Consider the following 23,295-nt stretch of genomic DNA (forward strand, 5'->3'; position numbering starts at 1 on the left):
GTCGATCGTCTCGGAGAATCTTCAATCAACGGCTGGGAAAATTTTTGCTGACTGCGACGGTTCCTCCTGCTGTCCTCAAACAGTGCCAAACTGCATCTGGGAATTGACGGAGTGAGAAAGCCGCTGAAACCTTGACATTTAGAGAGTTTAGGCTCTTGAACCTCCCTCAAGAGAGTAGTAATTATCACAAGTTTATTGACCATTTTGATGGTAGCGAACCCGAACAATCGTGATTAGACCCTGCAGAAAGTCTAAAAATTAGCGATCGCACGCACACATTTTTTTGAAGACAAGCAGCTCAAACCCTTACTGCGTCAAGTCTTTCAACTTGCTTGTCACCGTCAAATATAGGAATTGACTTTTTTCCAAAAAATAATATTAACAAATTTTTAGCGCAAGCAGACCCAGAAATAGAATTGTTAGTCCCGACATTTTGGCGTTGCCTAATTGCCGAATGATTTTGGTTTTTTTGTGGGATGGGCTCTCCTAGCCCGAAGGCGTGTATTTTCACCGCAGGCGGGACACCCCACAAGAATCATCCTCAAATTGTGCAACGCCGACATTTTTAGGTAACTACCAGCGCCGCTTCTACCGCAGAGGCGTTCCGAAAACAATGTCCCAGAAAGTCGAGTCGTCCTTTTAGTCGGTCAAAGTTCCGGTGTCACAGATAATAACGACCACCGAAACCATCGGTCTCTAAACTGAGATGTTGCACCATGACCGATAAGCCTGTTTTGGGCGGGCTCTCCTGCCCACCCCCTACTGCCCACAAGAAAACTCATTCTTTGTGGAACGGGCCCCAGAGCCGGTTCTTGGTAATGGTGCAACATATAAGTCTAAATGGCGCTGGTTGCTGAATCGGAAAGCGAGAATCGACGCACCCAATATGAGCCCAGATTTTGTCCTGAGTTATAGCCCACATTCGGCAGCTTCAACTGTCACCATCGGTTTTTACCTATTTTTAGCCAGCAATCAAGCTCTCACTTAAACTTTGATACCGTACATTAACGGATAACAAAATTTTTAAAAGCATAATTTAGAGCTTTAAAATAGTTTTATCAGTAATTATGCTGTGTCGCACCCCAGTTTAGGAATCTGAGTTATAGCTTTTTGAAAGATAGAAAAGTCAGGACTAAAATCCGGATGGCAGCACCCCTATTTTGTTATGTAAGCCATAGCAAATAGCTAGCTAGAAGTCATGAATTTAGGCACTTTGGCTAAATTCAATAAGCGTATTCTGAATCTTCATCGAATCTTTATCAAAACCACTTGCATTAACCTGTGCTTGGGTTTAGATTGAATATGTGAAGGAAAAAAACCTGCTTCCAGCAAACTTAAAAATAACGGTGTCAACCATGAAATTCCAATTAAACTTAGTCAAATCTATTTTAGCTGTTGCCGGTGTCGCCGCTGTTAGTGCAGTATCCGCAGCACCTGCCTCTGCCTTCAGCTTTGGTAATATCGTTGGTGGCGATACGCCTGGAGATGCTTATCAAAACAGCTTTACATTTGACGTAATTGACCAGGGTGCATCAGTTCTTTTTAACATCTCCAACTCGGGAAATAATGCCGCCTCTGAGATGTTTATCAGTCAAGTTCTCTTTGATGATAATGGCTATCTGTCTAATGCCGTGGCTAACGTTGGTAATATTGGTACGGTAGCCTTTAGTGGTGGTGCTAGCGACGCTCAGCTACCTCAAGGTGGTAATGGTTTCACCACAGACTATTCCTTCTGGAGTGACAATGCTGGTGGTAATAAATGGGGTATCCAAGGTGGCGAAACTTTGGGATTGAGCTTTACTGGAAATTATGCTAACGTAGTTTCCGCTTTGAATACCGGTGCCTTAAAATTAGGTTTGCACGTTCAAGCCTTACCCAAGGGTGCAAGCGATTCTTACATCAGCACCATCAGTGCTGCCAACACTGAAGCTACTCCTGAACCTTTAACAATGCTTGCTGCTGGAGCCGCTGTTGGGTTTGGTACTATGTTCAAAAAGCAACGCGCTCGGGCTCAAAAAGCTGAATAGGCTATCATTTGAACTGGTTTTCGATCCTGGCTTGATGCCACACTGATTATTTGATGATAGAAATAAAAACCTGGTTTCACCAAGAAACCAGGTTTCTTATTATCTAATAGCGCGCCCCCGTGAAAACCCCGGATTTGAAAGCCGATCTCAAACACATTTGCAGCGCTACGGCTGTTATTAAGATCTCTAATTGAGTCCAGGGAATCAAGTGTATCAACTAGGCATTGAAACATCTTAGAGGGCTAGCAATCTCCGCAACGGACTAATCCGAATTGATGCGGCCCAGTTAAAGGGCCAATCATCGCTCGATGGATGGCGTAATTACAGCACCGCAGAGTAGTTGTACTGAATGTCAAGTCGGAAGCATCTCATATTTGTAAAAACACTTTTTCTGGCTCCTTCCTTCTTCCTCTTTCCTCTTAGCTCCTGGCTCCCTACTCCAATTTCTAGCTTGGCTACTTTCATTGAGATGCTCCCGTCAAATCGCCCCTACACAGGGCATTTAAGAACTACCGTAAGGCTGCTTCTTAATAATTTCTCTAAAGACACTGAGATTCTTTAAAAGGAGATAATCACCATTCATTGCTCGAACTCTAACTCGCTCAGCCGTATTTACTCGAACCTCAGTGTCACACCGTGCGCGGTGCCAATTGCGTCTACTCTCAAGAAATCCAAGCCTCATTAAGGCTACTTATTTTTAATTATTGTTGATTCACTCCATTTTTAGTCTTTGCTTACAGCGGCTGAGTAAGCAAGTGCTAGGCACCCAACCAATCATTTCGAGTAGTAGTCTTTTTACTAGGTGTCCTAATGCTGAGCTATGCGTTGCATCTGAGTTTCACCACCCATCAAATTCCAGAGTGTTTACTAACCTCCTCTCAAAGATTTACGACCATTAAAATCCTCCGAGTCCTTTGCGTAGCAGGGTTTCAAGCTAATGAGTTGTCCACATCCCCTACTATTTTTATGATATGATCTAACAATAGTCTGGACTGTTTTTAGTTCGTAGTCTGAAACCCTGGATTTTTCGTTGGTACTGTGATTGCCGCATCGACTGGAAACCCTTATTCTACGGTTGACAATCAAAAACTGTCCGAAGTATGGCTCTCATCAATCAACTCATAACTAATATCTAAAATGTTCAAGAGAAAACTTTTTTGGCTCATCATTATCGCCACAGCTTTAGTAACTCTGAATATGACACTCCTTTGGAAACTGGACGATATTGCTCATTTTTGGATGAGTATAGTTTTTTGGTTCGCTGTGGGTTCCCTGCTTTGGGACAACCAGGATATTCTCAAACAGAGTGAGATAAAAAGTGACCTATTATCGAGAGTAGCAGGGACGCTATTAATAGCTTTTATTTTATTTAAAAGTGCTGTGGTTTCGAGTAAATTCGATCCTTTTTTAAGACTTGCACCTTTTTTGTCTGGTTTAGGTTTGAGCCTACTTGCGGTAGGTTTTCAGAACTTAAAACTCTATTGGCGTGAATTGGTAATACTATTTTTTCATGGCACCCCCAGTGTCATTACGTTACCTTTAGTGGATTTTATTACCTCGCTTACTGCTAAATTTGCTTATTATTCTTTGTGGTATGTCGGTTTTGATGTAACACGTGACGGTAATTATGTTGCTTTGCCGACAGGAAGGGTGTTGGTAAATGGGGGTTGTTCGGGTATAGAGGCAATGAATTACTTATTAGGTTTAGCTGTAGTTTGTTTGGTAATGTTTCCTACTAAACAAAATAAGGCTTTGGTAATAGGTGTCGCTGTCATTTGTGGTTTTATTATTAATGTTTTTCGAGTGGCGGGAATGGCATTGTTAGTTGCATCTAATCGCCTAGATTTGTTTAAATATTGGCATGAGGGTGAAGGTTCTTTAGTCGTGGGAATGATTGCGGTGATTTTGTTTGGGATATTTTATCAATTTATGTTGAAACGAGATAGCAAACTTAGTCACAGTTCGGGAAATTAATTAATGGAAATTTGAGGAAATATATCGGTTCTTCGATTTCCCCTCCCATAGTCAGGAGTCTCGCTCACTCAAATGTCCGGGTGTTGAAATCCGCCAATGTCACTACCTGTCGTTTAACTGCGTCTATATCTATCATAGAAAGGATGTCAGGAATTATAGGAAACCTGTTATGGCCACAAATGAAAGTCAAATAAATCACATTTACGGTTCAGAGGATGCTCAGGGTATTTTACAGCTTGCGATCGCGCGGCGACAGGATGAAGGGGAATTATCCAGAGTCCAGCTTTTCGAGATTGCAGCGGAATTGGGCATTTCCGAACAGGATATTGTAGCGGCGGAACAGCAATGGTTAGCAACTAGAGGAGAATTTCAAGAAAAGCTGGTTTTTAACTCTTACCGTCGCCGCACACTCCATAAAAATGTGACCAAGTACGGCATTATCAATACTTTTTTAGTTTTGTTTAATCTAGCAGCATCGCACGAGCTTTCTTGGTCGCTTTTCATTTTACTAACTTGGGGATTGGGATTGTCGCTGAATGCTTGGAATGTTTATCAAACTGAAGGGGAAGATTACGAAAAAGCGTTTCAGCGGTGGCGGTTGAAGAAACAAGTCGGAGAGTCTATTGGTAGTGCGACGAATAAGTTTATGAAGTGGTTGCAGTCGTGATTTTCTATTAAGAAAAAAGCGAGCGCTTTTTCTTCTAATCAACTACCGCTAATACAAATAACTAGCAAACTCTAACAATTAGGGCGGAGAGAAATCGGACAAATGATTAATAACTGCTGTATTTTTCTCCGATATTTAAATTAACTCCTATATTCTTAGCCACCATTCTCTCGCCATTTTTCTATCTCATTAGTTGGTACTTTTGGCAATTATTTCCAAAATCCTGACAACAAAATTGTGAGGGAGTAGCTGATCAAAAGCAGCGCGAGATTTCCGGCAGACCTCAGCAAAATCGTCATCCGAAAGTTGATCGTGAAAAGCTTGGACATAATCTCCAATCCGATGCACTTCCGAAAAAGGAACGATAACGCAAAAATCTTCCCATTTCATCCCTCTCAACTCCGGTAACGATTTATTGGTATCAATGAAAACCGGAATTCTCCCTGCTGACATCACCTCCCCGAGATGGTAACAGCCATTATCGTCTCCCCTCATCGCCAAGATATAAGCATTCTTCTCGATATTTTCGATATACTCGGCTCTTTGGCGGTTTCTTTCTGCCAATGGAAGACTAAAAAAATCTCCCTTTCTCTCAATCAAAGATGTTTGTAGATTTTCCGCTTTTCGCACTTCATTAATTATTTTTTTTCTGACTAATCGTGCAATCAACCTTCGCAATCCCAAATTCAAATTACGATTAAGAAAAAGGTTGCATGCCATCCAGTTAACCATAGAATCAGAAAATTTAATATAACGTAATATCAGCGAATTTAGTCGGGATGGATATTCAACATTTCCCACAAAACCGACAGTAGGAATTGATGGTTTTGGTATATTTACCTTCTCTCCCAGGTCATAAATCCATGGGGGAGCGGGTATTGATTTTTCTTTTTTATCACGGTAAGTTGCCGATGCAAACAATATTTCTCCTTGATAAGGCTGGCACTCCAAACAGTTTAAAAAGGTGACGAGGGTCCGTTTTGAGCCTAATACTTGGCGCCGAAATTTATGTAATTGACGTTCCTTCTTAAGGCCATAATAACTTGAAATATAATTTGGAGTTACCACAATCTTGCCTGCGTCTGCCAAGTTGGTAAATCGGTGAATTTTGACTAGATCCGGCAATTTATCCCTGAGCAAATTCCAAAACTGTAACTCTGGATGAGTGTCCGGCGGGCTGAGGTGCATTAGCAGTGGGGCTGGGCGTACACCAGGAAGTAGTAAATATTCATTGATCCATATTTCCAGAGGTTTGTTAACTTGGCTACTCATTTTATTTTTTGTGAATAAAGTTTTTGTTTACTTTCAACTAAAATCTTGACAGGCGGGGGACTCTCCCTGTCGCAAATAATTTTAACCTAGGCAATCAAAATTTTAAGGGCAGGAGGTAGCGAGACGCTAATTTAGAGCGTCTTAACGTTTTAATTAGAACGAGCTACTTCTCTGTTGCTTGCAGTTGCGCCCAAGTTTAACTGCAAACCCACTAAAATTAATTACTGCGAGGAATCTTCCCTGGCAGCATCTTCAACCACAGGATGAATTAAAGCAGATCGAAAACCTTGCCGAATTTCCGAACTCAAATACCTGCGCTGCAAAATCTGCCATTTTTGCCAAGCTGCATAGCGATTTTCTGCCAACAAACCAGCCAACTTCGGCAACTCTTTTTTCCGATCGCGAGCGACAAAATCTGTCAGAAACTCGCCTAAAACTTCACTGTCTTGAATATCGCCCAAACATTCCTGAATAGCTTTCACATCTTCGACATAAACTTCGTAAGTCTCGCTGTAAAAATCCCCAAACAGATTCATCAAATAGCGAACTCGCTTAGCTTGCTTCCGCAAATCGTGCAGAATAGTTCCCTCGGCTGCTAACTTCTCTTCGACAGCCTCAGCATTCAAATCATCAGCAACTTTAACTTGGCCATCCTCATATTCTGTGCCCAACAGCCAAGCCGGATGCAGGAAAAACTCACTGACTTGAGGTAACAGTAAATCTGGCAAAACCTCAGTAATTGGCAAATGTTCGATCGCCTGAAACTTCGGTTTTTCCAGCCAATCCTCGATCGACTGCTTCAGCGATTCGTAGCTTTTGTGCTCTAAAATCGCCCTCACCCCTTTCAAAGCTCGGTGGCGCTGTTTGAGCAAATTCAACAAAGCCTTATCCAAAACTTCCTGTTCGTCAGCCGGCAAATTCGGGTAATAGCGGTTTTGGAGACTTTCGAGCATCACATCCAAATCCCTGAGCGTTCCCAGAACCCGCCCCACCTTACCAATTTTGCCTTCAGAAGCCTCTTTTGGCAAGTCTAAAACCGGAGCAAAACCAGTCACAGCTGATCGCAAACGTCTCAATCCCACGCGCATTTGATGAAGTTCTTCCGCGTCTTTGTCTTTGATAACTTCAGCCTCGTGCGCTACACTTTTGCGGAAATATTTCTCAATCGCCCCAGATGCAGCGTCTCCGAGAGTCTTAACTTTTGCTGATGTTTTTACGTTCATGGCAGGTGTAGATTCCCGATCCCCGATCGACTTTAATTTGGATTTCAAGGCTTTGCTAGTAAAGGGTTTATATCCTAGCACACCACCCCTATTTATGACCCGCTTCCATACATAAATCTTCATATAAGGTGCTTAACAATTTATACGAAGTCAGCATTTAGCAATCTAAAATCTTCAATCTAAAATCTTCAATCTTCAATCTAAAATAAAATTACCCTCCCTCGCCCTTGAGCTAATAAAAATCGGATTTCTGGCGCGCTTTCCCAAATAGGTTAAGATCGCTGCAAACCGATATTTATTCGCCAAAGGGTGAGAGAGGGTGCGATCGGGAGGACAAGTTTTAAATTAAATCAAACCCGCCCAGGTTGCCCGACTTCAAAGAGGCAGTTTAGCCTTTCCAGTCTTTCTCAGATTGCGAGAGCACGTAGGTTGCTACATCCTCAATTTGTTGGGGCTTCAACTTGGCGCCGAAAGCAGGCATAGCATTTTTGCCCTTAGCTACCTGAGTGGTAATAGCTTCGAGAGAATTCATACCGTACTTCTCAAGAGCTTCCTTTTTCAAGGTTTTCATGGCCATAACCACGTTGCCGCCACCGATGTGACAAGCAGCACAGTTCGAGCTAAAGATTTTAGCTCCGTTAGCGGCATCTCCTGCCAAAGCAGGGCGGCCAAAGCCGACGGTAAAAATTGCGAACGCTAATAGGGCGATCGATAAGAGTCTTTTCAACGCAGTTCTCCTCTAATGGACACGCAAAGGGTGATTCTTTAGATATTTTACCTGTTAAAACAGGCGCGATCGCGCATTCGTATCGCCTTCTTCCGAGTAATTTACCACTTTTTGGCAGTGGCAGTTCAACTCTCAAAATTCTCCACGCCCCAGCCCGGAGCTTTCTGAGCAGCCCGGATCACAAAAGCCGCTAAATTTTCAATCTCAGCCTGTGGCATCCAGCTTTCCGGCACTTGGCGGCACCAAAAAGTCTCCTCAGTACCGTCATAAGTCATCGGTTCTCTCAGATACGCCACCAGACTATTGATGTTGTTGCGGGGAGGCGTTGCCCCTTTGAGGTCAGCCAAAGACAGAGATATCATCGGATCGGGCAAATTAGCTCCTCCGACGTGACAATTAAGGCAACTTTGCTCGAACAATACCTTGCCTGCAGACAAATCCTGAGCCGAAAACAAGCGAGTATGTCCCTCAGAGTCCAACTCCAGAGCCACAGGTTCGCTGGCTTGTAAATACCTATTCACGTAAGAATCGGCAGCAGCCAAAACAGGTTGAGGAGCCAACAGCACGAGCGGCAAAATAATTAACATCCCCAACAGAAAGCAGACAAAAGCACCACGACGCAGCATGAGGGACTACAACCTTTTGCGATAATCAATGAGCAGGAGGTAAATTTTAGATTTCAGATTTTAGAGCGAAAAACGACCAGCCAGCAATTTTTGCGGAACCTTAGCCCTCTCCCAATCCAAAATCCAAAATCTAAAATCTAAAATCGATTAGCGAGCGCCTTTGCCACCAGCCCACTGCTTGGAGACAATTTTCGGCTGCAACAGAATATGACCGGCAATGGCGTACAAATCGTCATCCGAGAGATTTCTCATCTCAGCGAAAATATCCGCGCTCTTCATACTCGGATGCACTTCGGAAATTTCCTCAAACCCGTCATAAGTGGTGGGATTTTTCATAAAGTCCACCAGCGACTCAATATTATTCCGGGGCGGGTTGGCCAAAGCCAGAGTTTCCGGGCTCAAATTCACGTTCGGGTCAGTTTTTGTCATGCCTGCAGCGTGACATTGAGCGCAAGCCGAATTGAACAGGCGTTTGCCTTGCTGAACTTGTTTGAGGCTCAGCACTACCGGAGCACCCTTGTCATTCAAAGTCACAGTGCGAAGTTCAGGACTCAGTTCGACAGCCATCGCACTGCTGACAAATAACTGAAAGCTCAAGAATACAGCGGTCAGAGCAATGAAATATCTTTTAAGCATGGTTCTCCTTAAAAAAATCCGGCAAATTATTGAACGCTAAGAGATCGTACCTGGCAAACAGATGTGTGTTCAAAATTCCCTGATTCTGCAAAAACTAGCGAAAGTTTGTGCAGTTATACCTTTAAAGGTAGAGGAATTTGGCGAGCTAATCTGCAAGAAGTTTTGAGTCGCGCCTTTTTTCGAGAGTGGACATAATTGCCTTAACATCCTCCAAAGCCAAACGGGTTTGAGGGTGCTTGTAGGCAATTTCCAACTCATCGCACAAGCGGATCACGTCTTCAACAGGGACGTTGAAGTCCTCTGCTATTTCTGCAATGGACAGGTCTGCAAAACCCATAATTTTTAGGTCGCTGACAGGTCAAAATTGAGTTGACGGCTATTAACTGAAAGCCGGACAATTTTAGAAAGCGCTGTTAGCTTGTTCTGTTAGTTTGTTCTGAGATTTTGTTTGATCTATCGCAAGCTAACTAACCGCTAACTGCTACTAGGCATTTTTGCCCAGCCAAACTCCAGGGCCAATCAACTTCCGATCAATATCATCCCACTGCTGCGTCGTTATTACCAATAGGACTTGCGCGGGCGGGGCTCAAAACCCGGTGTCTGCGTGAACGTCTCGTTACCAAACTCAATATTGTTGGTAGAAGCCGGGTTTTTCGCAATTCCTCAGCAATTTCCCTCTGTGCCCCGCACTCACCAACAGACCATCATCCGGCGCAGCAGCTTAGGGAGAAAGTTTGAAAGCGTGAGTCTGCGTGGGCAAAGCCTGGTTATCGCTGGCTTCTAGGGCGGGGAATTCCGAGCCGGCCAAGAAAGGCTGGGGCTGGTGGAGGCTGATGAGCTGACCAAGAGTTTTCTTTAATTGAGTCCGGGGTACAATCAAGTCTACAAAACCGTGCGCGAAGGAGTATTCGGAAGTTTGATAATTTTCCGGGAGCTTTTCGCGCAGAGTTTGCTCGATTACCCGGCCGCCCGTAAAGGCCACAGTAGCTTTTGGCTCTGCAATTATAATGTCTCCCAGCATGGCAAAACTGGCGGTGACGCCGCCGGTGGTCGGGTGGGTCAAAATCGGGATGTAAAGCAGTCTCGCTTCCCGGTGGCGTTCCAGAGCCCCGGAAATTTTAGCCATTTGCATCAAGCTGAGCATTCCTTCTTGCATTCTTGCACCACCGGAAGCGCAAACAATGATCACGGACAAGCGTTCCCGCGTGGCGTGTTCGATGAGGCGAGTTAGCTTTTCTCCGACAACTGAGCCCATGCTGCCGCCGATGAACTGAAATTCCATGACTCCGAGGGCGACTGGCAAATTTTCTAGTTTGCCGATGCCTGTTTCTACGGCGTCTAGGTGGCCTGTTTTTTCTTGAAATTCTCGGAGTCGATCGCTATATTTTTTTCGATCGCGAAATTTCAGGGGATCGGTGGCGTGCAGTCCTTCGTTAATGGGTACCCAGGTATTGGGATCGATCAACTGCTCGATGCGATCGTCACTGTAAACTCTGATATGATGCCCGCATTCCAAGCAAACCATTTGATTTGCTCGCAGGTCTTTGGTATAACTGAGGGCACCGCAAGCTTCGCATTTATTCCAAAGTCCGTCCGCAATTTCTCGTTCCGGCCGTTCTTGGGAGTTCGGTACTGATTTTCGTCGATTTGCAAACCAATCAAATAGAGACATTAAAAGTTGGTAATTGGTAATTGGTAATTGGTAATTGGTAATTAGTAATTGTTAGTTGTTAGTTGCTAGTTGTCAATTGTTAGTTGTTCAGTGACTAATGACTAATGACTAATGACTAATCACCAGATTCGGGCTCATCTTCAACTGGACTGATGAGGAGCGATGCTGTTCGCTGGTGTTCTGGAAGAACTTGCAGGGCTGTAGCACTTCCAGCCCCCAAATAAGATGCTATGCCCAAGTCTACAATCCGGGCCGGGATTTCATGAGCAGCTAGGAGCTGCTGCATTAATTCCGCTTCCCAACGAAAGCTAGTAGTTGTAAGTGTAATCCAAGACACGGAACAATTTTACCAATTTTTGAGACAATATTATGTTCGATCGCGCCTGACTACCTGCCGATCAGAAACTAAAATTCGGGAAAAACAACTGCAAGTAAGTAGATAAGATCGCTTCCCCCCACAGAGCAGTAATTGCTGCACCGAGAGCCAGAAACGGGCCGAAAGGCATCGGTTGACGCCGATCGAGCAAGCCGATCGCGATCGCCCCGCCACCGGCAAAAGCCCCGGCTAAACAGGCGATGAATCCCGCTAGCAGCAAGTATTTCCAGCCCAGCCAAGCTCCCATCAAGGCGGCCAATTTGGTATCTCCGGCCCCCATAGCATTCTGCCCCAGTCCGATCGTCCCGGCGAGTCCAATCGCGTCAAACAGCCACAACCCGACAACTGCTCCCGCGATCCCATCGAGTACCAGATAGTGTACCGAGTCGATCAAACTAAAAGTCGGCCACCAACCTTTTGCCACCTGGAAAACCAATCCGAGCACCAAACCCGATCGAGTTAAAGAATTAGGCAAAGTCATTGTATCGCAATCAATCAAAGACAAAGCCAACAGCCAGCTAAACAAAGCCCAAAAACCAAGAGTTTGCACTGTTACGCCAAACCGCCAGAAGATTAACAAAAACAGCAAACCCGTAGCTGCTTCCACCAGCGGATAGCGGGCCGAAATCCGACTGCGGCAGTGATTGCAGCGTCCCCGCAGCCACAGCCAACCGAAAACGGGTATATTTTCGTAAGTTCTGAGCTGATTTAAACATTTGGGACAGCGAGAAGGAGGGTGGATCACCGACAAACCCGCAGGCAACCGATAGACTACCACATTTAGAAAACTGCCAATAGCAGATCCGACAATAAAGACGATCGCCGTGACAAGGCAATTAAAGATAATTTCCATTAATTTGTCTGTTGTCTGTTGAAAGTTGACTGTTGTCTGTTGACTGGGGTTATTTATTAATTGTTAGATTGTGTTCGGTCAATTACCCATAAGGTTTGTAGTAGGGAATTTAGTAAAGAGTCAAATTCTGAGGACTTTATTCCTCACTACAAACCTATTTTTTGACAATCCTTCGAGCCAACATAAATATTAGTTGTCAATTTCCCACTCGCAATTCGCAATGCCCAATGCCCAATGCCCAATGCCCAATGCCCAATGCCCAATTACCAATTAATACATTTGAGATTCAATTTCATCAAAAGTAACAAAACGTTCACCGGGCAACAAAACGGGCTGCGAAGCAAAAATTACCTGGCCTCGATCGCTTCCTTGACTGACAACTACACCCGCCGGACGCTGCATCTGCTCGGAATGCACTTTTAGATACATACCATAGGCCGAGCGAGCAGCTCGGATCAAATCGGGAGCTAGCAAACTGTGACTTTCGGAAGTTTCTATCGTGGGTTCTGGGTTTGGTTGGTATGGGTTCACTGGAAACTTATCATAATGGTATTAAGTCGAGCTATTGGTGTTGCCTCTAGAGCGATCAAACTTACCTTATTTTTTAAGAATAGACTAGGTGGAAATTATTAATAGATTAACCTACAATCCTCCCTTAGCTGCGCTCGAACTGCGGCTGCGATCGCTCCTTTCCGCCCAACTCTACGCTGCTGCGTGGGTAGATCCGTCCCCCGCAACGCTAATGGGGGTTTTTGATCACCTGCGAACTCTGCGCTACATCCTCCACGACTACGTGCCCCGGCCGGTGTCCGAATCTCCGCCCAACCCGGGCGAGGTGCGCTACCAGTGGCAAACAGGCACCTTGCTGTTCACGGATTTGGCAGGGTTTACGTCGCTGTTGGAAGCGAATGCAGCCGAGGGGCGCAAGGGAGCTGAAACGCTGCTGGGGGTGATTAACGACTATTTTGCCTCGATGATTGAAATTGTCAGCAAATCGGGCGGGGATTTGCTGGAGTTTACCGGAGATGCGATGCTGGTGCAGTTTCTGGCAGGGGTTCATCAAGAGGATACAGCTAGGGCTGTGCGGGCGGGTTTGCGGATGCAGCGGGCGATGGCTGAATTTGCGAGTATTGAAACGGCGCGGGGTGTTTTGTCTTTGAGGATGCGGGTGGGCATCCACTGCGGCCGCTATATTAGTGCTGACATCGGTACGCCGCTGCGGATGGCCCACGTACTGCTGGGGCATTCAGTCCAGCAAGCCAAGCAAGCTGAGGGTTCTGGAACTGTGGGGCGGGTGTGTGTGACTGAAGCTGCTAGAGAGTGTTTGGGAGAGCAATTTCGTTTTGAACCCGGGAAACAGGGTTATTTTTTGGTGGCGGACGATTTCACGGACGATCAACTCGGAGAGTATGATATCACTTTGACTGGCCGACGGATGCCGAGTTCGGTATTGCTCGATCGCAGCGTTTCGGGCTTGGTAAGCGAAATCGGGGAATCTGTGAAGCGGCTTGAACCCCTTGCTAGTTATATTCCCAAAGCTATCCTGAGACTGCTGGTTGAAAATGCTGATCAACGCAAAATCCCGCCGGATTTTCCTGAACCGACGGTGATGTTTGTCAACTTGATTGGTTTACCGGAGTCTGTGGAGAAAGCTTCGCCCCAGGAAGAAGTTAATCTGGTAGTGGGTTATTCTCGGGTGTTTGCGTCGATCGATGCTGTAGTGTCAGCTAAAGGGGGCGTGTTGCAAAAAGTAACGGCGCACTTAGACGGTTCGGATATGCTGATTTATTTTGGCGTGCCCGACGCTCACACGGATGACGCCAGCCGCGCGGCTAGTGCGGCGATTGCGATCCGAGATATCATTGCAGGTTTGCCTCTGGTAATTATCGCGGGTGAAGAAGTAAAAGTAAGCTGTCAAATTGGGCTGTCCCGGGGGCCGGTGTTTGCTGCTGAGGTTGGGGAACCGCGAGGGCGCAGGGAGTTTAATATCCTCGGCGATACGGTGAATACGGCGGCTCGGTTGATGAGCAAGGCGGGGGAAAACCAAATTTTGATTGGTGAAAGGGTGTGTGAGTCGATCGAGCTAAACTTCATTTGCGAGGCTTTGGGATCTGTTGCTCTGAAGGGGAAATCTGCTCAAACTCCGATTTTTGCTTTGCACAGTGCAAAAGGGGAGAAGGGAAAAGGGGGCGTTTAAATAACTTTGCTGGGCAATAGTTGTACAGGTTTTATGGTTCACAAAGGCAAGTACAGCACAACCGCTTTCCAGTGTGACTACTAAATGTTAGTTTTATTATTTTTTACGATACATCACAATAAAAACCGCCACTTCGTCAGATCAGTTCCGGTTGCATCGGAATGATTTAACCGCAGAGAACGCAGAGGGAGATCACAGAGAGATGAATAATTCCCATGAAGGGCGGAATTAATATCACTCGCATAGACTAAACTCCGATCGATACTTCACCGTTCCGCTGCAATCCTGCAAGGCTCCACTTTCTAACTCCAACACCATAAAAGCCTCATCGGGCACATCATATTCACATTTTAAGCTCTTTCTACTAGCAGGAATGAACCCAAAACGCGAATAGAAATCTGGATGACCAAGCACAACCACTGCCTGAAATCCCGATCGCGCGCACTCTTTTAAACCTTCCCGAATCAGCAGCGTTCCTATACCTTGCCGCTGATAGTTGGGTAGAACGGCGACTGGGGCCAACCCCTGAATCGACAAATTCCTAGAACATTTTCCTTCAACCGCAACCAAACTGAAGAAAATGTGTCCGACAACGCGATCGGATTGTACCGCAACGAAGGAAAATGTAGATGCAATTCCCCGCAATTTCTCGACTAAGTTAGCCTCATTTTCTCGCCCGAATGCCGCAATATTAATGTTGCGAACAGCTTCTACATCTTCTGGATTTTCGGTACGGATATCCATAGCTTACATTAATGGTTGTGCGGCCGCTATGGCAGACGAATTACTACAGAAAGTGTTTCTATCTTTCGACCCCGATATTAATCAAATTCTAGCGCCCCTGAAGCCTTTTTCCTCTTTTTGAGTTATATATTTTTGGCAACCAATTATACAACGACTTGCAGATGAATGCCCAATCGTCGCCCAAGTCGATCGCTTCCAATCTTCACGCCCGATGCGGAACCGCTTAACTGTCATTATTGCGGTACAAGCTGACCGGAAGACAATCGCTTAATGCCCTCCATTGCTGTAGTTTCTCCGGCTTTGTCACCGCCCTCACGAGCAATTTTTAAAGCTCCCTCGTAGGATTCGAGAGCTTTAGCAGATTGACCGAGACTTTCATGAATTGCGCCCATGTTGTTGAGCAAGCGTCCGATACTTGTCTTGTCGCCGATTGCTTCTAACATCGGTATTGCTTGCTGAAAATAGATCAGCGCTTGAGTATCTTTGCCGAGTTTGCGAGAGGTAAGTGCCATGTTGTTGAGGAGGCGACCGACGCCAGCCCTGTCTCCGATTTCCCGACGAATTGCTAAAGCTTGGTGGTAAAATTCCATCGCTCTATTAAAGTCGCCGATGTTGTAGTAGACGCCGCCCATGTTATTGAGGGTACGGCCCAAATCGCGGCGATCACCCTCAACAGTGCGAATCGTGCGCGCTTGCTGGTAAAATTCGATCGCCTTGGCGTAATTGACCTGTTCTGCGTACACGGCCGCAATGTTGTGAAAAGACTCTGCTATTTCAATTTTGTCGTTGGCTGTTTTGGCAAGTTCCAAAGCTTCTTGGTGCAGTTTCATCGCTTCGGAAAAATTGTCCGCAACCCTGTTGACGAAACCGATGAGATTGAGAGTGCGCGCGATACGAGACCCTTCGCCGATTTCTCGGTGAATGGCTAAAGCTTGCCGCAAAACTTCCAAAGCTTTGGGCTGCGAACCCATTTCGCCATAGACTTCCCCCATATTGTTGAGGGTTTCTCCGATTCCGGCTTGGTCGCCGAGTTGCTTGCGAATTGCCAAAACTTGCTCAAATGTCTCGATTGCTTCTCGAAACAAACCCTCGCGGTGCTGTTTTACTCCTGTTTCAAAGAGTTCGTCTGCTTGCGTTTTGGGGTCTGTTGCCTGAGTGAGTGAAGCGAAGCTATCCCGTAGGGAATCGCTCGCTTGGGTGCGCCTCGCATTGATCATTGGGGCATAAGCTAGAGCGTCTGAAATTGCCAGCAAGCTGAGTGCGGGCGATAAGACAATACTTATAGCTGCGAGATAGCTGAAGTGATAAGAGCGGCTGTGCACCGATCGAGTCCTCCAATAGCTAAGTGATAACTATTAAGATAGAGCTTTTTGGGGTGTTCCTGCCGAGTTTTTTCTCAATCCCTAGGTTCTGGCTGGGTTTTTGTCTTCCCAGACGGCCATAATCAGTGGCATATTATTGAGAGGGGAGATGAGAGCAAAGTTTTTGCTGGGTGGAAGCGATGCTTTTTCAGGGCTTTCCAAGATGATGTCCTGTTGGTCAAGCGTGATCCAAGCAATTCCTGACACAACTTTAATTTCTCGATGAGTTTGAGGCAATCTATATACCTCGTTTTCCATCAGAATAATGCGATCTGGCGCTGCACATTCGGAAGATATTTGAAGCATAGCATCTCCTACTGGGTAATTGGTAATTGCTAAGGGGTAATTGCTAATTGGTAATGGGTAATTGCTAATTGCTAATCGAGAACTGTATTTCACCTCATTTCCACGCAACCCACACACTACTATTGGCAATAACGCCGATCGCTCCAAGCGCGCATTTCATCATCCGTCGCCACGCAGGTAGAACGACCAGTCGCCCGATCGCAACTGTGCCACCAAGTGTTACCATAGCGATCGCACGCCTGCCAAATTCTCAGTTCGTCCTCACCAGAAATGAGGTAGAGCAAAAACTGCCTAATTTGATTTATAGCTGAAAAGAGAGATTGCCCTTTCGGTTTTTCGGATGGTTTAGCTCTCTGGCTACTCGAAAAAAACCTCCTTATTTGGGGATATATCCGATTTTTGTAAGTAGACATAGCCAACACCTTAAAGTGAGTTATCCTACAAAAATTGCACCAATAAATTTACAAAAACTAGCTTTTGATTGCAATAATTTTATCGCAATTACAGCACAATATTGTTGTCGTGCAAGTCCTGTAAAAGTCTATCTTTACCTGATAAATTAACCTTAACTCTGCGGCAAGTGACAATCAAAGCATTGCTTGCATAGGTTATATGAATAAAATCGATATATCGAAGCCCTTGTGACAATTTGGGTACTACTGGCACAAACGCTATGAACGAAATCAATACGCGGCGGATGAAACTCTCTCAGATTCAAGCTTTGATAGCTGTAGCAGACTGTGAAAACTTTAGCGAGGCGGCTTTGCAATTGGAACTGTCCCAATCCGCCGTCAGCCACGCCATCGCCTCTTTAGAAACAGAATTGGGAGTGCAATTGTTCCACCGGGGGCGACACGGTGCTCAACTGACGCCAGTGGGGGAAAGGGTAGTGAGTTACGGGCGTCAAATAGCCTGCGCCTTAGAAATGATGGTCAAAGAAGCGGATTTAGAAAAAGGTTTGCAGGGAGGCCAGGTACGGATAGTTACTTTTCGGAGTGTCGCAACTCATATCCTACCGGGTATTATTGCTAAATTTCGCAGTTGCTTTCCCAAAATTACAGTTAGCATTACCGAAGTTTATTATACCCAAGCTGTGGAAGAGGCTTTGCGATCGGGCAAAGCAGACATCGGCTTTGTGTCTCTTCCCATCTCCGATGAATTTGAAACTAGAGAAATTTTGCGGGATAAATATGTTGTGTTGCTGCCGCCAACTGCCAAATTGTCAAGCGCTAAGATTACCTGGAAAGAATTAGCGGCTTATCCGTTGATTTTGCAGCCGGCCGAAAATTCTTGTTCTGTACCGTTGCGAAAATATTTGACAACTTCGGGGTTTCCCTTAAATATCGCTTACGAACTCAGCGAAGATTCAACTATTGTCAGTATGGTGATGCAAGGTTTGGGTACAGCAATTCTTCCCCGTTTGGCTGCGGAACCGATACCTACTTCGGTGAAAGTTTGCAGTTTGCCTGCCGATTTTGAAAGGGTAATTGGGGTGGCTGTTTTGAGGGATGGGTTGTTGATTCCGGCCGTGTTTGCCTTCTTGGATTTAGTTAAAAGTGCCGCAGAGGTTGATAGTGAGGGCGATTTTCCGATTAATCCTTCTTAAGTGGTTAATTGGTTATTGGTTATTGTTATTTGTTCTTTAACTGGTTCCCAGGCAGAGCCCACTGGTGACAACTTCCTAATTTGTCACCAATGTCAAGTGGGATAGGCAGACCGATTTAACTGCTGTCTGATCCTGGATTTATGCTCATATTTGACACTCCTCAAATCCTGGTTCTCCCTGGCAGTAAGATAGGCAATATGATCGGACGCCTTGCCACAAGAATAGGCATGGTTAAAGTGATAGAATCCGCGAAACAACATTTTTAAAGAAATCTGCTCAGTAGAGAGTTCTAATTCATCAGCAACCGCATCAGCTACATCCCGTAATATCACTTCAGTTGAGGCGAGCTGGTAAATTCCGATCGGGAATATGATCTGGATTGATTGTACGTCGTTTTCCCATGTTGCTTCTCTTTCACACCTTCCAGACCAGATTACCTTACACCATCGAGCTGGAGGCAAGCCTGAAGTTCTCCGCTTCGGGGAACTTCAGCTTAAGTTGTCACCAATGGGCAGAGCCTGGGAACGAGTAAAAATTGCTGACTTGAGCTTGATGACTTGCTTTTGGACTCAGCTATTTGGGTAGCTGAGCAATTTCATTTGTCCAAAGTCCAATCTAATACCGATTTTTTATGATATAATATAAGCTAGGCTTCCCTAAAATCTCCTGCTTAAAGGGAGCTAGTCTGGGATCTTCTCTCAACAAGGTGAGGGAGCATCTACTCTTTGGCAAATAGTCTCTTGCGGTGCATATCTGAATTTTGCTGTTTTCAACTACAAGGTGTCTTGTAAAAATGCATCATCATATTAAGGCAACGGATCTTAGAACCGTGGTAAAGGAAACGGTTTTGCCAAGGTATTCAATTTGCACCTTATTAACTGATAAAGATCTATATCAGCAAATGTTAGAGTCCTTTGCCAAAGGGGGTTTTGATCCCGATATTACTGAGTATTTGTATATCGATAATAGCATCACAAATGCAGCCGATGCCTATTCTGGAATTAACGAGTTTCTGAGCATGGCAAAAGGTCGGTATATCATCATTTGCCATCAGGATATTGTATTGGTCAATCACAACCTTGCCCACTTGGAAAAGTGTATTGCTGAATTGAATAAACTTGATCCGAAGTGGGCACTGTTAGGAAATGCAGGGGGAAAATCCCTCGGATGTCTCTCACTCAGGCTTAAAGACCCCCATGGCGATAATAACACTGGGGGGTTTCCCGTAAAGGTTCAATCACTGGATGAGAACTTTATCCTAGTACGCAAAGATGCTAATTTGGGGGCATCTAGGGATCTGGATGGATTTCATTTATATGGGTTTGATTTATGTTTTATGGCTGCAATGCGTGGATATTCTGCATATGTGGTGGATTTCCATATTCATCACTTGTCACCAGGAAAAATAAGTCAAGATTTTATCAACTCTAGAAGTCGCATTATTGGGAAATATCAACAGTTGTTTTCGGGAAGGTTTTTCCGAACAACCTGCACATCGTTCTATCTTTCGGGTAATGCCATGCTCAATAGTATTTTCAATCATCCACGTATCCTCAAATGGTTTGAGGATGTCTACGAGAGGTTTGGATGGTGACAAGTTTCTCCTGTTCACTACACCGCTGAAGCATTTGGAGTTTGGACAAAACCTAAAATCACGCTATAGGTAGTGGCTAAATCCTCATCTTTGATGGAAAAAGGTCTACCTATAACATTTGTCCACACTCGAATAAGCATGGTTCAGCTCGGTTTCTAGTAGGATTCAGACTTGATCAGCAACACCTTGCCAGAGGGTCTGAGGATATAAGGAGATTTCTAACAAAGAAATTTTAACTGGTTCCCAGGAATAGCCTGAGAACCCATGTCTAGAGCCTCTGCCTCGCGAGAGGAAAATTGGAGGCAGAGCCTTCGGATCTGCGTTACCAGGATCTTCCTGGGAACAAGTAAGTAAATCGCTCAAAAAGTCACTTTTAAAGCATTAAGTGCGTCGCTTATTTACTACTAATGCGCTTAGCCACAAGACTAGAACTATCGCCTTGGTGGAATTTGACTCGACCATCTACCGAATTTTTATCCCTTAATTTGAGCCAACCGCTACCAGATGCAGGATCGTTCTCATCATTACCGTCCCCTGTAAACTCAAATCGCTGATCCTTTCCCTCTTTTACGACTTCGCCGTCAATTTGACCTGATACTAAACCGAATTGAAATTCTCCTGAACCCGTAGGCTCAATCTCGATATACGCTTCAACCTCCATGTCCAAGTAATCACTATCCCACAGTTCCATCTCTGTCATCCGCCATTTACCCATATATTGCATTCCTTTCCTGCTCCACTTGTATTACAGACTTTATCCTAATGACGACAACATAGCTGAGTCGCATTCCCCTTTACACAATTCAAAATTATTCCCCGTATCTTTGCCGCAAAATAAATTCCGCTAGCGCTAAATCTACGGGCGTTGTGACTTTCAAATTCGTCTCTTCTCCCTCCACAATTTGCACTGGTAAACCGCATTTTTCAAACAAAGCCGCATCGTCTGTAACTTCCCAACCTTTTTGTCGCCCTTCTTCGTGACACTGCTTTAACAATTTCACTTCAAATCCTTGGGGAGTCTGGGCCGCCCACAAATTGCTTCTGTCTGGGGTGTCTCGCACGATCCGACGCTCATCTACGACCTTAATCGTATCCTTGACCGGAACGGCGACAATCAAGCCCGGACAGCTCAAGAGAGCCTCGGCAGATCGATCGAACAATTCAGCAGTTGCCAAACACCTCGCGCCGTCGTGAATCAACACTCGATCGGCATTCGGCGGCAAAGCCTGCAAACCGTTGTAAACTGACTCTTGCCTGGTGGCGCCACCTTGAATCAGTTCCACGGGTTTAACCAAAGATAAATCGCTCAGAATTGCTTTAAAATCAGGAAAATCGTCTGGCTGGCCCATGATGCCAATCCAGCTAATGTGCTGCGAAGCTTCAGCCGCAGCCAAAGTCCAACTCAGCAAAGGTTTTCCCAGCAAAGTCAGCAGCAGTTTGTTCCGCTGACTCCCCATCCGTCGCCCCGAACCCGCCGCAGGAATTAATAAGTGCATTAACTAACCCTTCTTCACCCAACTAGGTATATATTAAGAGCGTCCTGTACTTTTGGGTCAGTTGTTTAGCTGTCAGCCAGTAGCTTTTAAACTCTAAAAATACTATAAGCTGATATCTGAAAACCGATCGCTGAGAGCTACCTCGATAGATAATAGCCGATCGTTTATGATGCGAATACTAGCACTTGTCCCAGGCGGGATTGGCGACCAAATTTTATTTTTCCCCACCCTCGATGACCTCAAGCAGTCTTATCCAGAGGCGCAAATTGATGTCATCGTGGAACCGAGGGCAAAGGGCGCTTACCGAGTCTGCAAATCCGTCAAAGAAGTCTTGACGTACAATTTCAAAGACCGCAACGCTATGGCAGATTTGGGCAATTTACTGGGCGTAATTCGCGATCGCGAATACGAAGCAGTTATTTCCCTCGGCCAGCGGTGGACTGTGGGGCTGCTGCTGTGGCTGACCGGCATTCCGCAGAGAGTTGGCTATTCGGGAACCAACGGCGCTCGATTTCTCACCGCTGCGATACCCCTGAAAACTGAACAGTACGCGGCTTCAATGTACCACGATTTGCTGCAAGGATTCAACATTACAAATCCTTGTCCGCCACTGGCAATTAATGTACCTAAACAGGACATTCAGTGGGCGGAAGCCGAACAGCAGCGGTTGGGCGTAAAAGAAAGCGGTTACATTCTAATTCACGGCGGTTCGAGTCAATTAGCTGTGTCTAAAGGTATTGACAAAATTTACCCTACAGACAACTGGAAGCAAATAATTGAAGATTGTCAGCAGCGGCAGCCGAATTTGCCCGTTGTTGTTGTGAAAGGCCCAGAAGATGCAGAATTCGTAACAAAGTTAGTCGAGTTATGTCCAAATGTAAAAGTTATCTCGCCGGATGATGTCGGTAAGTTGGCTGCCACTATTGCTGCTGCTAATTTGATGATATGTACTGACAGTGCGCCGATGCACTTAGCTGTGGCGGTTCAAACTTATACAATAGCTTTGTTTGGCCCGACTGAACCGGCGAAATTGTTGCCAAAGAGCGATCGATTTTTGGGCATTAAATCTCCTACTGGCAAAATGGCAGACATCTCTCCTCAAGAGGTTTTAAAGAAGGTTTGGGGCGGCTAAGAGCTAGGATATCTAAGTCAGGACACGGCACTGCCGTGTCCCTACAATTTAGCTGGTTCCCAGGCTCTGCCTGGGAACCCATATCTAGAGGCTCTGCCTCGCTTATCGGGGCTTCACAGGAGGCATAGCCTGGGGACGAGGAATCATTTTCCGTAATTCCTCTTTCGCTCTTCGTTTTTCAACAAGCTCCATCATCTGCTGTAATTCCTTCTTCTTTTGGTTGGCAAACCGAGTGGCCGCAACAGTTGTTACTCCTCCGGCGGCAGTAGTGACAGCACCTTCCTGAACTTTATTAGCATAAACAAGTCCCACACCTACGAAAGCAAGAATTGCCGATGTACCGATGACGGTAAGGGCGACATTGTAGCTTTGGCGAACTTGTCGCAGCAATTCTTCCAGTATTTCTTCTGCAATGTCGCTATAATCTTCATCAGGTTGCGAGTTTCCGAATAAGTTAAAATTCATAACTGTTTCCTTTCCTAAATACTGATAAGTTTTTGTTTCTACAATTACTCTACCGAAGCAAACAGCGAGAGTCTAGGGCAGATAGGGCGAGTTTTAATTTGCGATATGCCCTAATTTTTGGGGCAGATAGGGCAGGAGATTAAAACCTATCTGCCCTAGACAGACAGAAGTAATTAAATATAGAATGTGAGTGCGATCGGAGTTACGGATGAATAATCATGAAATCTCGCTCCCGCTAGCCCCAATGCTGTTTCATTCCCCTGAAACCCGCCAGGGAATGAATTCCCTGGCTAATAGCAAAAGTCGGTTAAAACCGACTAAAATACTAATTTTTAGTCCTC

26 protein-coding genes and 1 pseudogene are annotated in these 23,295 nt (G+C 45.4%); 8 read left to right on the forward strand and 19 right to left on the reverse strand.

Annotation, left to right across the window (positions count from 1 at the left end; translation table 11 throughout):
* Positions 1-298 precede the first annotated feature (298 nt).
* Positions 299-511 carry a hypothetical protein gene (locus tag D0A34_03805; GenBank protein ID UNU18102.1) on the reverse strand — a complete coding sequence of 71 codons (213 nt, stop codon included), beginning with the start codon at positions 509-511 and terminating at the stop codon, positions 299-301.
* A gap of 276 nt (positions 512-787) precedes the next feature.
* Here D0A34_03805 and D0A34_03810 point away from each other — a divergent pair, with 276 nt between their 5' ends.
* The 4 genes from D0A34_03810 (at position 788) to D0A34_03825 (ending at position 4,668) form a co-directional block, all read left to right on the forward strand.
* Positions 788-988: a hypothetical protein gene (locus D0A34_03810; protein ID UNU18103.1), complete on the forward strand. Its 201-nt coding sequence runs from the start codon at positions 788-790 to the stop codon at positions 986-988.
* A 367-nt stretch (positions 989-1,355) separates the two neighbouring features.
* The gene (locus tag D0A34_03815; GenBank protein ID UNU18104.1) at positions 1,356-2,027 is read left to right on the forward strand and encodes a PEP-CTERM sorting domain-containing protein; all 672 of its coding nucleotides are present in this window, start codon (positions 1,356-1,358) and stop codon (positions 2,025-2,027) included.
* 1,137 nt (positions 2,028-3,164) lie between these two features.
* Positions 3,165-4,001: a cyanoexosortase A gene (gene crtA / locus D0A34_03820; protein ID UNU18105.1), complete on the forward strand. Its 837-nt coding sequence runs from the start codon at positions 3,165-3,167 to the stop codon at positions 3,999-4,001.
* A 169-nt stretch (positions 4,002-4,170) separates the two neighbouring features.
* Positions 4,171-4,668 (forward strand): hypothetical protein, encoded by a 498-nt coding sequence (locus tag D0A34_03825; GenBank protein ID UNU18106.1) that lies wholly within the window; start codon positions 4,171-4,173, stop codon positions 4,666-4,668.
* 189 nt (positions 4,669-4,857) lie between these two features.
* On the opposite strand, the gene D0A34_03830 is transcribed toward D0A34_03825, so the two are convergent.
* From D0A34_03830 to D0A34_03875, 10 genes are all read right to left on the reverse strand, one after another.
* Positions 4,858-5,940 (reverse strand): hypothetical protein, encoded by a 1,083-nt coding sequence (locus tag D0A34_03830; protein UNU18107.1) that lies wholly within the window; start codon positions 5,938-5,940, stop codon positions 4,858-4,860.
* Between the two features lie 221 nt (positions 5,941-6,161).
* Complete coding sequence (locus tag D0A34_03835) at positions 6,162-7,163, reverse strand: CHAD domain-containing protein (protein UNU22159.1); 1,002 nt, start codon at positions 7,161-7,163, stop codon at positions 6,162-6,164.
* 388 nt (positions 7,164-7,551) lie between these two features.
* Positions 7,552-7,890: a cytochrome C6 gene (locus tag D0A34_03840; protein UNU18108.1), complete on the reverse strand. Its 339-nt coding sequence runs from the start codon at positions 7,888-7,890 to the stop codon at positions 7,552-7,554.
* Between the two features lie 125 nt (positions 7,891-8,015).
* Positions 8,016-8,516: a photosystem II cytochrome PsbV2 gene (locus D0A34_03845; GenBank protein UNU18109.1), complete on the reverse strand. Its 501-nt coding sequence runs from the start codon at positions 8,514-8,516 to the stop codon at positions 8,016-8,018.
* A 147-nt stretch (positions 8,517-8,663) separates the two neighbouring features.
* On the reverse strand, positions 8,664-9,152 hold the full coding sequence (locus D0A34_03850; GenBank protein ID UNU18110.1) for a cytochrome c-550: 489 nt from the start codon (positions 9,150-9,152) through the stop codon (positions 8,664-8,666).
* Positions 9,153-9,297: 145 nt separating this feature from the next.
* Positions 9,298-9,489 carry a translation initiation factor IF-2 gene (locus tag D0A34_03855; protein UNU18111.1) on the reverse strand — a complete coding sequence of 64 codons (192 nt, stop codon included), beginning with the start codon at positions 9,487-9,489 and terminating at the stop codon, positions 9,298-9,300.
* Between the two features lie 384 nt (positions 9,490-9,873).
* Entirely contained in the window at positions 9,874-10,824 is a 951-nt protein-coding gene (gene accD / locus D0A34_03860; protein UNU18112.1) for an acetyl-CoA carboxylase, carboxyltransferase subunit beta, read from the reverse strand.
* Positions 10,825-10,939: 115 nt separating this feature from the next.
* The gene (locus D0A34_03865; GenBank protein UNU18113.1) at positions 10,940-11,161 is read right to left on the reverse strand and encodes a hypothetical protein; all 222 of its coding nucleotides are present in this window, start codon (positions 11,159-11,161) and stop codon (positions 10,940-10,942) included.
* Between the two features lie 61 nt (positions 11,162-11,222).
* Complete coding sequence (locus D0A34_03870; GenBank protein ID UNU18114.1) at positions 11,223-12,053, reverse strand: prepilin peptidase; 831 nt, start codon at positions 12,051-12,053, stop codon at positions 11,223-11,225.
* A 270-nt stretch (positions 12,054-12,323) separates the two neighbouring features.
* Complete coding sequence (locus D0A34_03875; GenBank protein ID UNU18115.1) at positions 12,324-12,584, reverse strand: hypothetical protein; 261 nt, start codon at positions 12,582-12,584, stop codon at positions 12,324-12,326.
* Between the two features lie 88 nt (positions 12,585-12,672).
* Between D0A34_03875 and D0A34_03880 the strand changes: the two genes are divergently transcribed.
* Positions 12,673-14,250, forward strand: coding sequence for an adenylate/guanylate cyclase domain-containing protein (locus D0A34_03880; protein UNU18116.1), 1,578 nt, complete (start codon positions 12,673-12,675; stop codon positions 14,248-14,250).
* 234 nt (positions 14,251-14,484) lie between these two features.
* Here D0A34_03880 and D0A34_03885 read toward each other — a convergent pair whose 3' ends face one another.
* The 4 genes from D0A34_03885 to D0A34_03900 all read right to left on the reverse strand — a co-directional run bounded on the left by D0A34_03885 (position 14,485) and on the right by D0A34_03900 (position 17,074).
* Positions 14,485-14,994 (reverse strand): N-acetyltransferase, encoded by a 510-nt coding sequence (locus D0A34_03885; GenBank protein UNU18117.1) that lies wholly within the window; start codon positions 14,992-14,994, stop codon positions 14,485-14,487.
* 233 nt (positions 14,995-15,227) lie between these two features.
* On the reverse strand, positions 15,228-16,316 hold the full coding sequence (locus tag D0A34_03890; GenBank protein UNU18118.1) for a tetratricopeptide repeat protein: 1,089 nt from the start codon (positions 16,314-16,316) through the stop codon (positions 15,228-15,230).
* Between the two features lie 81 nt (positions 16,317-16,397).
* On the reverse strand, positions 16,398-16,661 hold the full coding sequence (locus D0A34_03895) for a hypothetical protein (GenBank protein ID UNU22160.1): 264 nt from the start codon (positions 16,659-16,661) through the stop codon (positions 16,398-16,400).
* A 119-nt stretch (positions 16,662-16,780) separates the two neighbouring features.
* Positions 16,781-17,074: a hypothetical protein gene (locus tag D0A34_03900; GenBank protein UNU18119.1), complete on the reverse strand. Its 294-nt coding sequence runs from the start codon at positions 17,072-17,074 to the stop codon at positions 16,781-16,783.
* 260 nt (positions 17,075-17,334) lie between these two features.
* On the opposite strand from D0A34_03900, the gene D0A34_03905 reads away from it, so the two are divergent.
* The gene (locus tag D0A34_03905; GenBank protein UNU18120.1) at positions 17,335-18,267 is read left to right on the forward strand and encodes a LysR family transcriptional regulator; all 933 of its coding nucleotides are present in this window, start codon (positions 17,335-17,337) and stop codon (positions 18,265-18,267) included.
* Between the two features lie 92 nt (positions 18,268-18,359).
* Here D0A34_03905 and D0A34_03910 read toward each other — a convergent pair whose 3' ends face one another.
* Entirely contained in the window at positions 18,360-18,728 is a 369-nt protein-coding gene (locus D0A34_03910; protein UNU18121.1) for a hypothetical protein, read from the reverse strand.
* A gap of 332 nt (positions 18,729-19,060) precedes the next feature.
* On the opposite strand from D0A34_03910, the gene D0A34_03915 reads away from it, so the two are divergent.
* Complete coding sequence (locus D0A34_03915; GenBank protein ID UNU18122.1) at positions 19,061-19,861, forward strand: acyl esterase; 801 nt, start codon at positions 19,061-19,063, stop codon at positions 19,859-19,861.
* Between the two features lie 394 nt (positions 19,862-20,255).
* On the opposite strand, the gene D0A34_03920 is transcribed toward D0A34_03915, so the two are convergent.
* Positions 20,256-20,585, reverse strand: coding sequence for a hypothetical protein (locus D0A34_03920; GenBank protein ID UNU18123.1), 330 nt, complete (start codon positions 20,583-20,585; stop codon positions 20,256-20,258).
* 85 nt (positions 20,586-20,670) lie between these two features.
* Positions 20,671-21,357, reverse strand: a complete 687-nt coding sequence (locus tag D0A34_03925) for a 2-C-methyl-D-erythritol 4-phosphate cytidylyltransferase (GenBank protein ID UNU18124.1) — start codon at positions 21,355-21,357, stop codon at positions 20,671-20,673.
* A gap of 166 nt (positions 21,358-21,523) precedes the next feature.
* Between D0A34_03925 and D0A34_03930 the strand changes: the two genes are divergently transcribed.
* Positions 21,524-22,489: a lipopolysaccharide heptosyltransferase family protein gene (locus tag D0A34_03930; protein UNU18125.1), complete on the forward strand. Its 966-nt coding sequence runs from the start codon at positions 21,524-21,526 to the stop codon at positions 22,487-22,489.
* A 177-nt stretch (positions 22,490-22,666) separates the two neighbouring features.
* On the opposite strand, the pseudogene D0A34_03935 reads toward D0A34_03930, so the two are convergent.
* Positions 22,667-22,954, reverse strand: a pseudogene (locus tag D0A34_03935) (hypothetical protein).
* Positions 22,955-23,295 lie beyond the last annotated feature (341 nt).

Origin of the sequence: Microcoleus vaginatus PCC 9802, assembly GCA_022701275.1 — a bacterium.
GTDB lineage: Bacteria > Cyanobacteriota > Cyanobacteriia > Cyanobacteriales > Microcoleaceae > Microcoleus > Microcoleus vaginatus_A.

Bases quoted from the DNA above. Each gene is read 5' to 3' on its own strand.
- D0A34_03885 (UNU18117.1), bottom strand. From the start codon at position 14,994: ATGGATATCCGTACCGAAAATCCAGAAGATGTAGAAGCTGTTCGCAAC.
- D0A34_03905 (UNU18120.1), top strand. From the start codon at position 17,335: ATGAACGAAATCAATACGCGGCGGATGAAACTCTCTCAGATTCAAGCT.
- D0A34_03925 (UNU18124.1), bottom strand. From the start codon at position 21,357: ATGCACTTATTAATTCCTGCGGCGGGTTCGGGGCGACGGATGGGGAGT.
- D0A34_03815 (UNU18104.1), top strand. From the start codon at position 1,356: ATGAAATTCCAATTAAACTTAGTCAAATCTATTTTAGCTGTTGCCGGT.
- accD (UNU18112.1), bottom strand. From the start codon at position 10,824: ATGTCTCTATTTGATTGGTTTGCAAATCGACGAAAATCAGTACCGAAC.
- D0A34_03835 (UNU22159.1), bottom strand. From the start codon at position 7,163: ATGAACGTAAAAACATCAGCAAAAGTTAAGACTCTCGGAGACGCTGCA.
- D0A34_03825 (UNU18106.1), top strand. From the start codon at position 4,171: ATGGCCACAAATGAAAGTCAAATAAATCACATTTACGGTTCAGAGGAT.
- D0A34_03830 (UNU18107.1), bottom strand. From the start codon at position 5,940: ATGAGTAGCCAAGTTAACAAACCTCTGGAAATATGGATCAATGAATAT.
- D0A34_03895 (UNU22160.1), bottom strand. From the start codon at position 16,661: ATGCTTCAAATATCTTCCGAATGTGCAGCGCCAGATCGCATTATTCTG.
- D0A34_03920 (UNU18123.1), bottom strand. From the start codon at position 20,585: ATGCAATATATGGGTAAATGGCGGATGACAGAGATGGAACTGTGGGAT.
- crtA (UNU18105.1), top strand. From the start codon at position 3,165: ATGTTCAAGAGAAAACTTTTTTGGCTCATCATTATCGCCACAGCTTTA.
- D0A34_03850 (UNU18110.1), bottom strand. From the start codon at position 9,152: ATGCTTAAAAGATATTTCATTGCTCTGACCGCTGTATTCTTGAGCTTT.
- D0A34_03900 (UNU18119.1), bottom strand. From the start codon at position 17,074: ATGTCTACTTACAAAAATCGGATATATCCCCAAATAAGGAGGTTTTTT.
- D0A34_03915 (UNU18122.1), top strand. From the start codon at position 19,061: ATGCATCATCATATTAAGGCAACGGATCTTAGAACCGTGGTAAAGGAA.
- D0A34_03845 (UNU18109.1), bottom strand. From the start codon at position 8,516: ATGCTGCGTCGTGGTGCTTTTGTCTGCTTTCTGTTGGGGATGTTAATT.
- D0A34_03855 (UNU18111.1), bottom strand. From the start codon at position 9,489: ATGGGTTTTGCAGACCTGTCCATTGCAGAAATAGCAGAGGACTTCAAC.
- D0A34_03930 (UNU18125.1), top strand. From the start codon at position 21,524: ATGATGCGAATACTAGCACTTGTCCCAGGCGGGATTGGCGACCAAATT.
- D0A34_03870 (UNU18114.1), bottom strand. From the start codon at position 12,053: ATGGAAATTATCTTTAATTGCCTTGTCACGGCGATCGTCTTTATTGTC.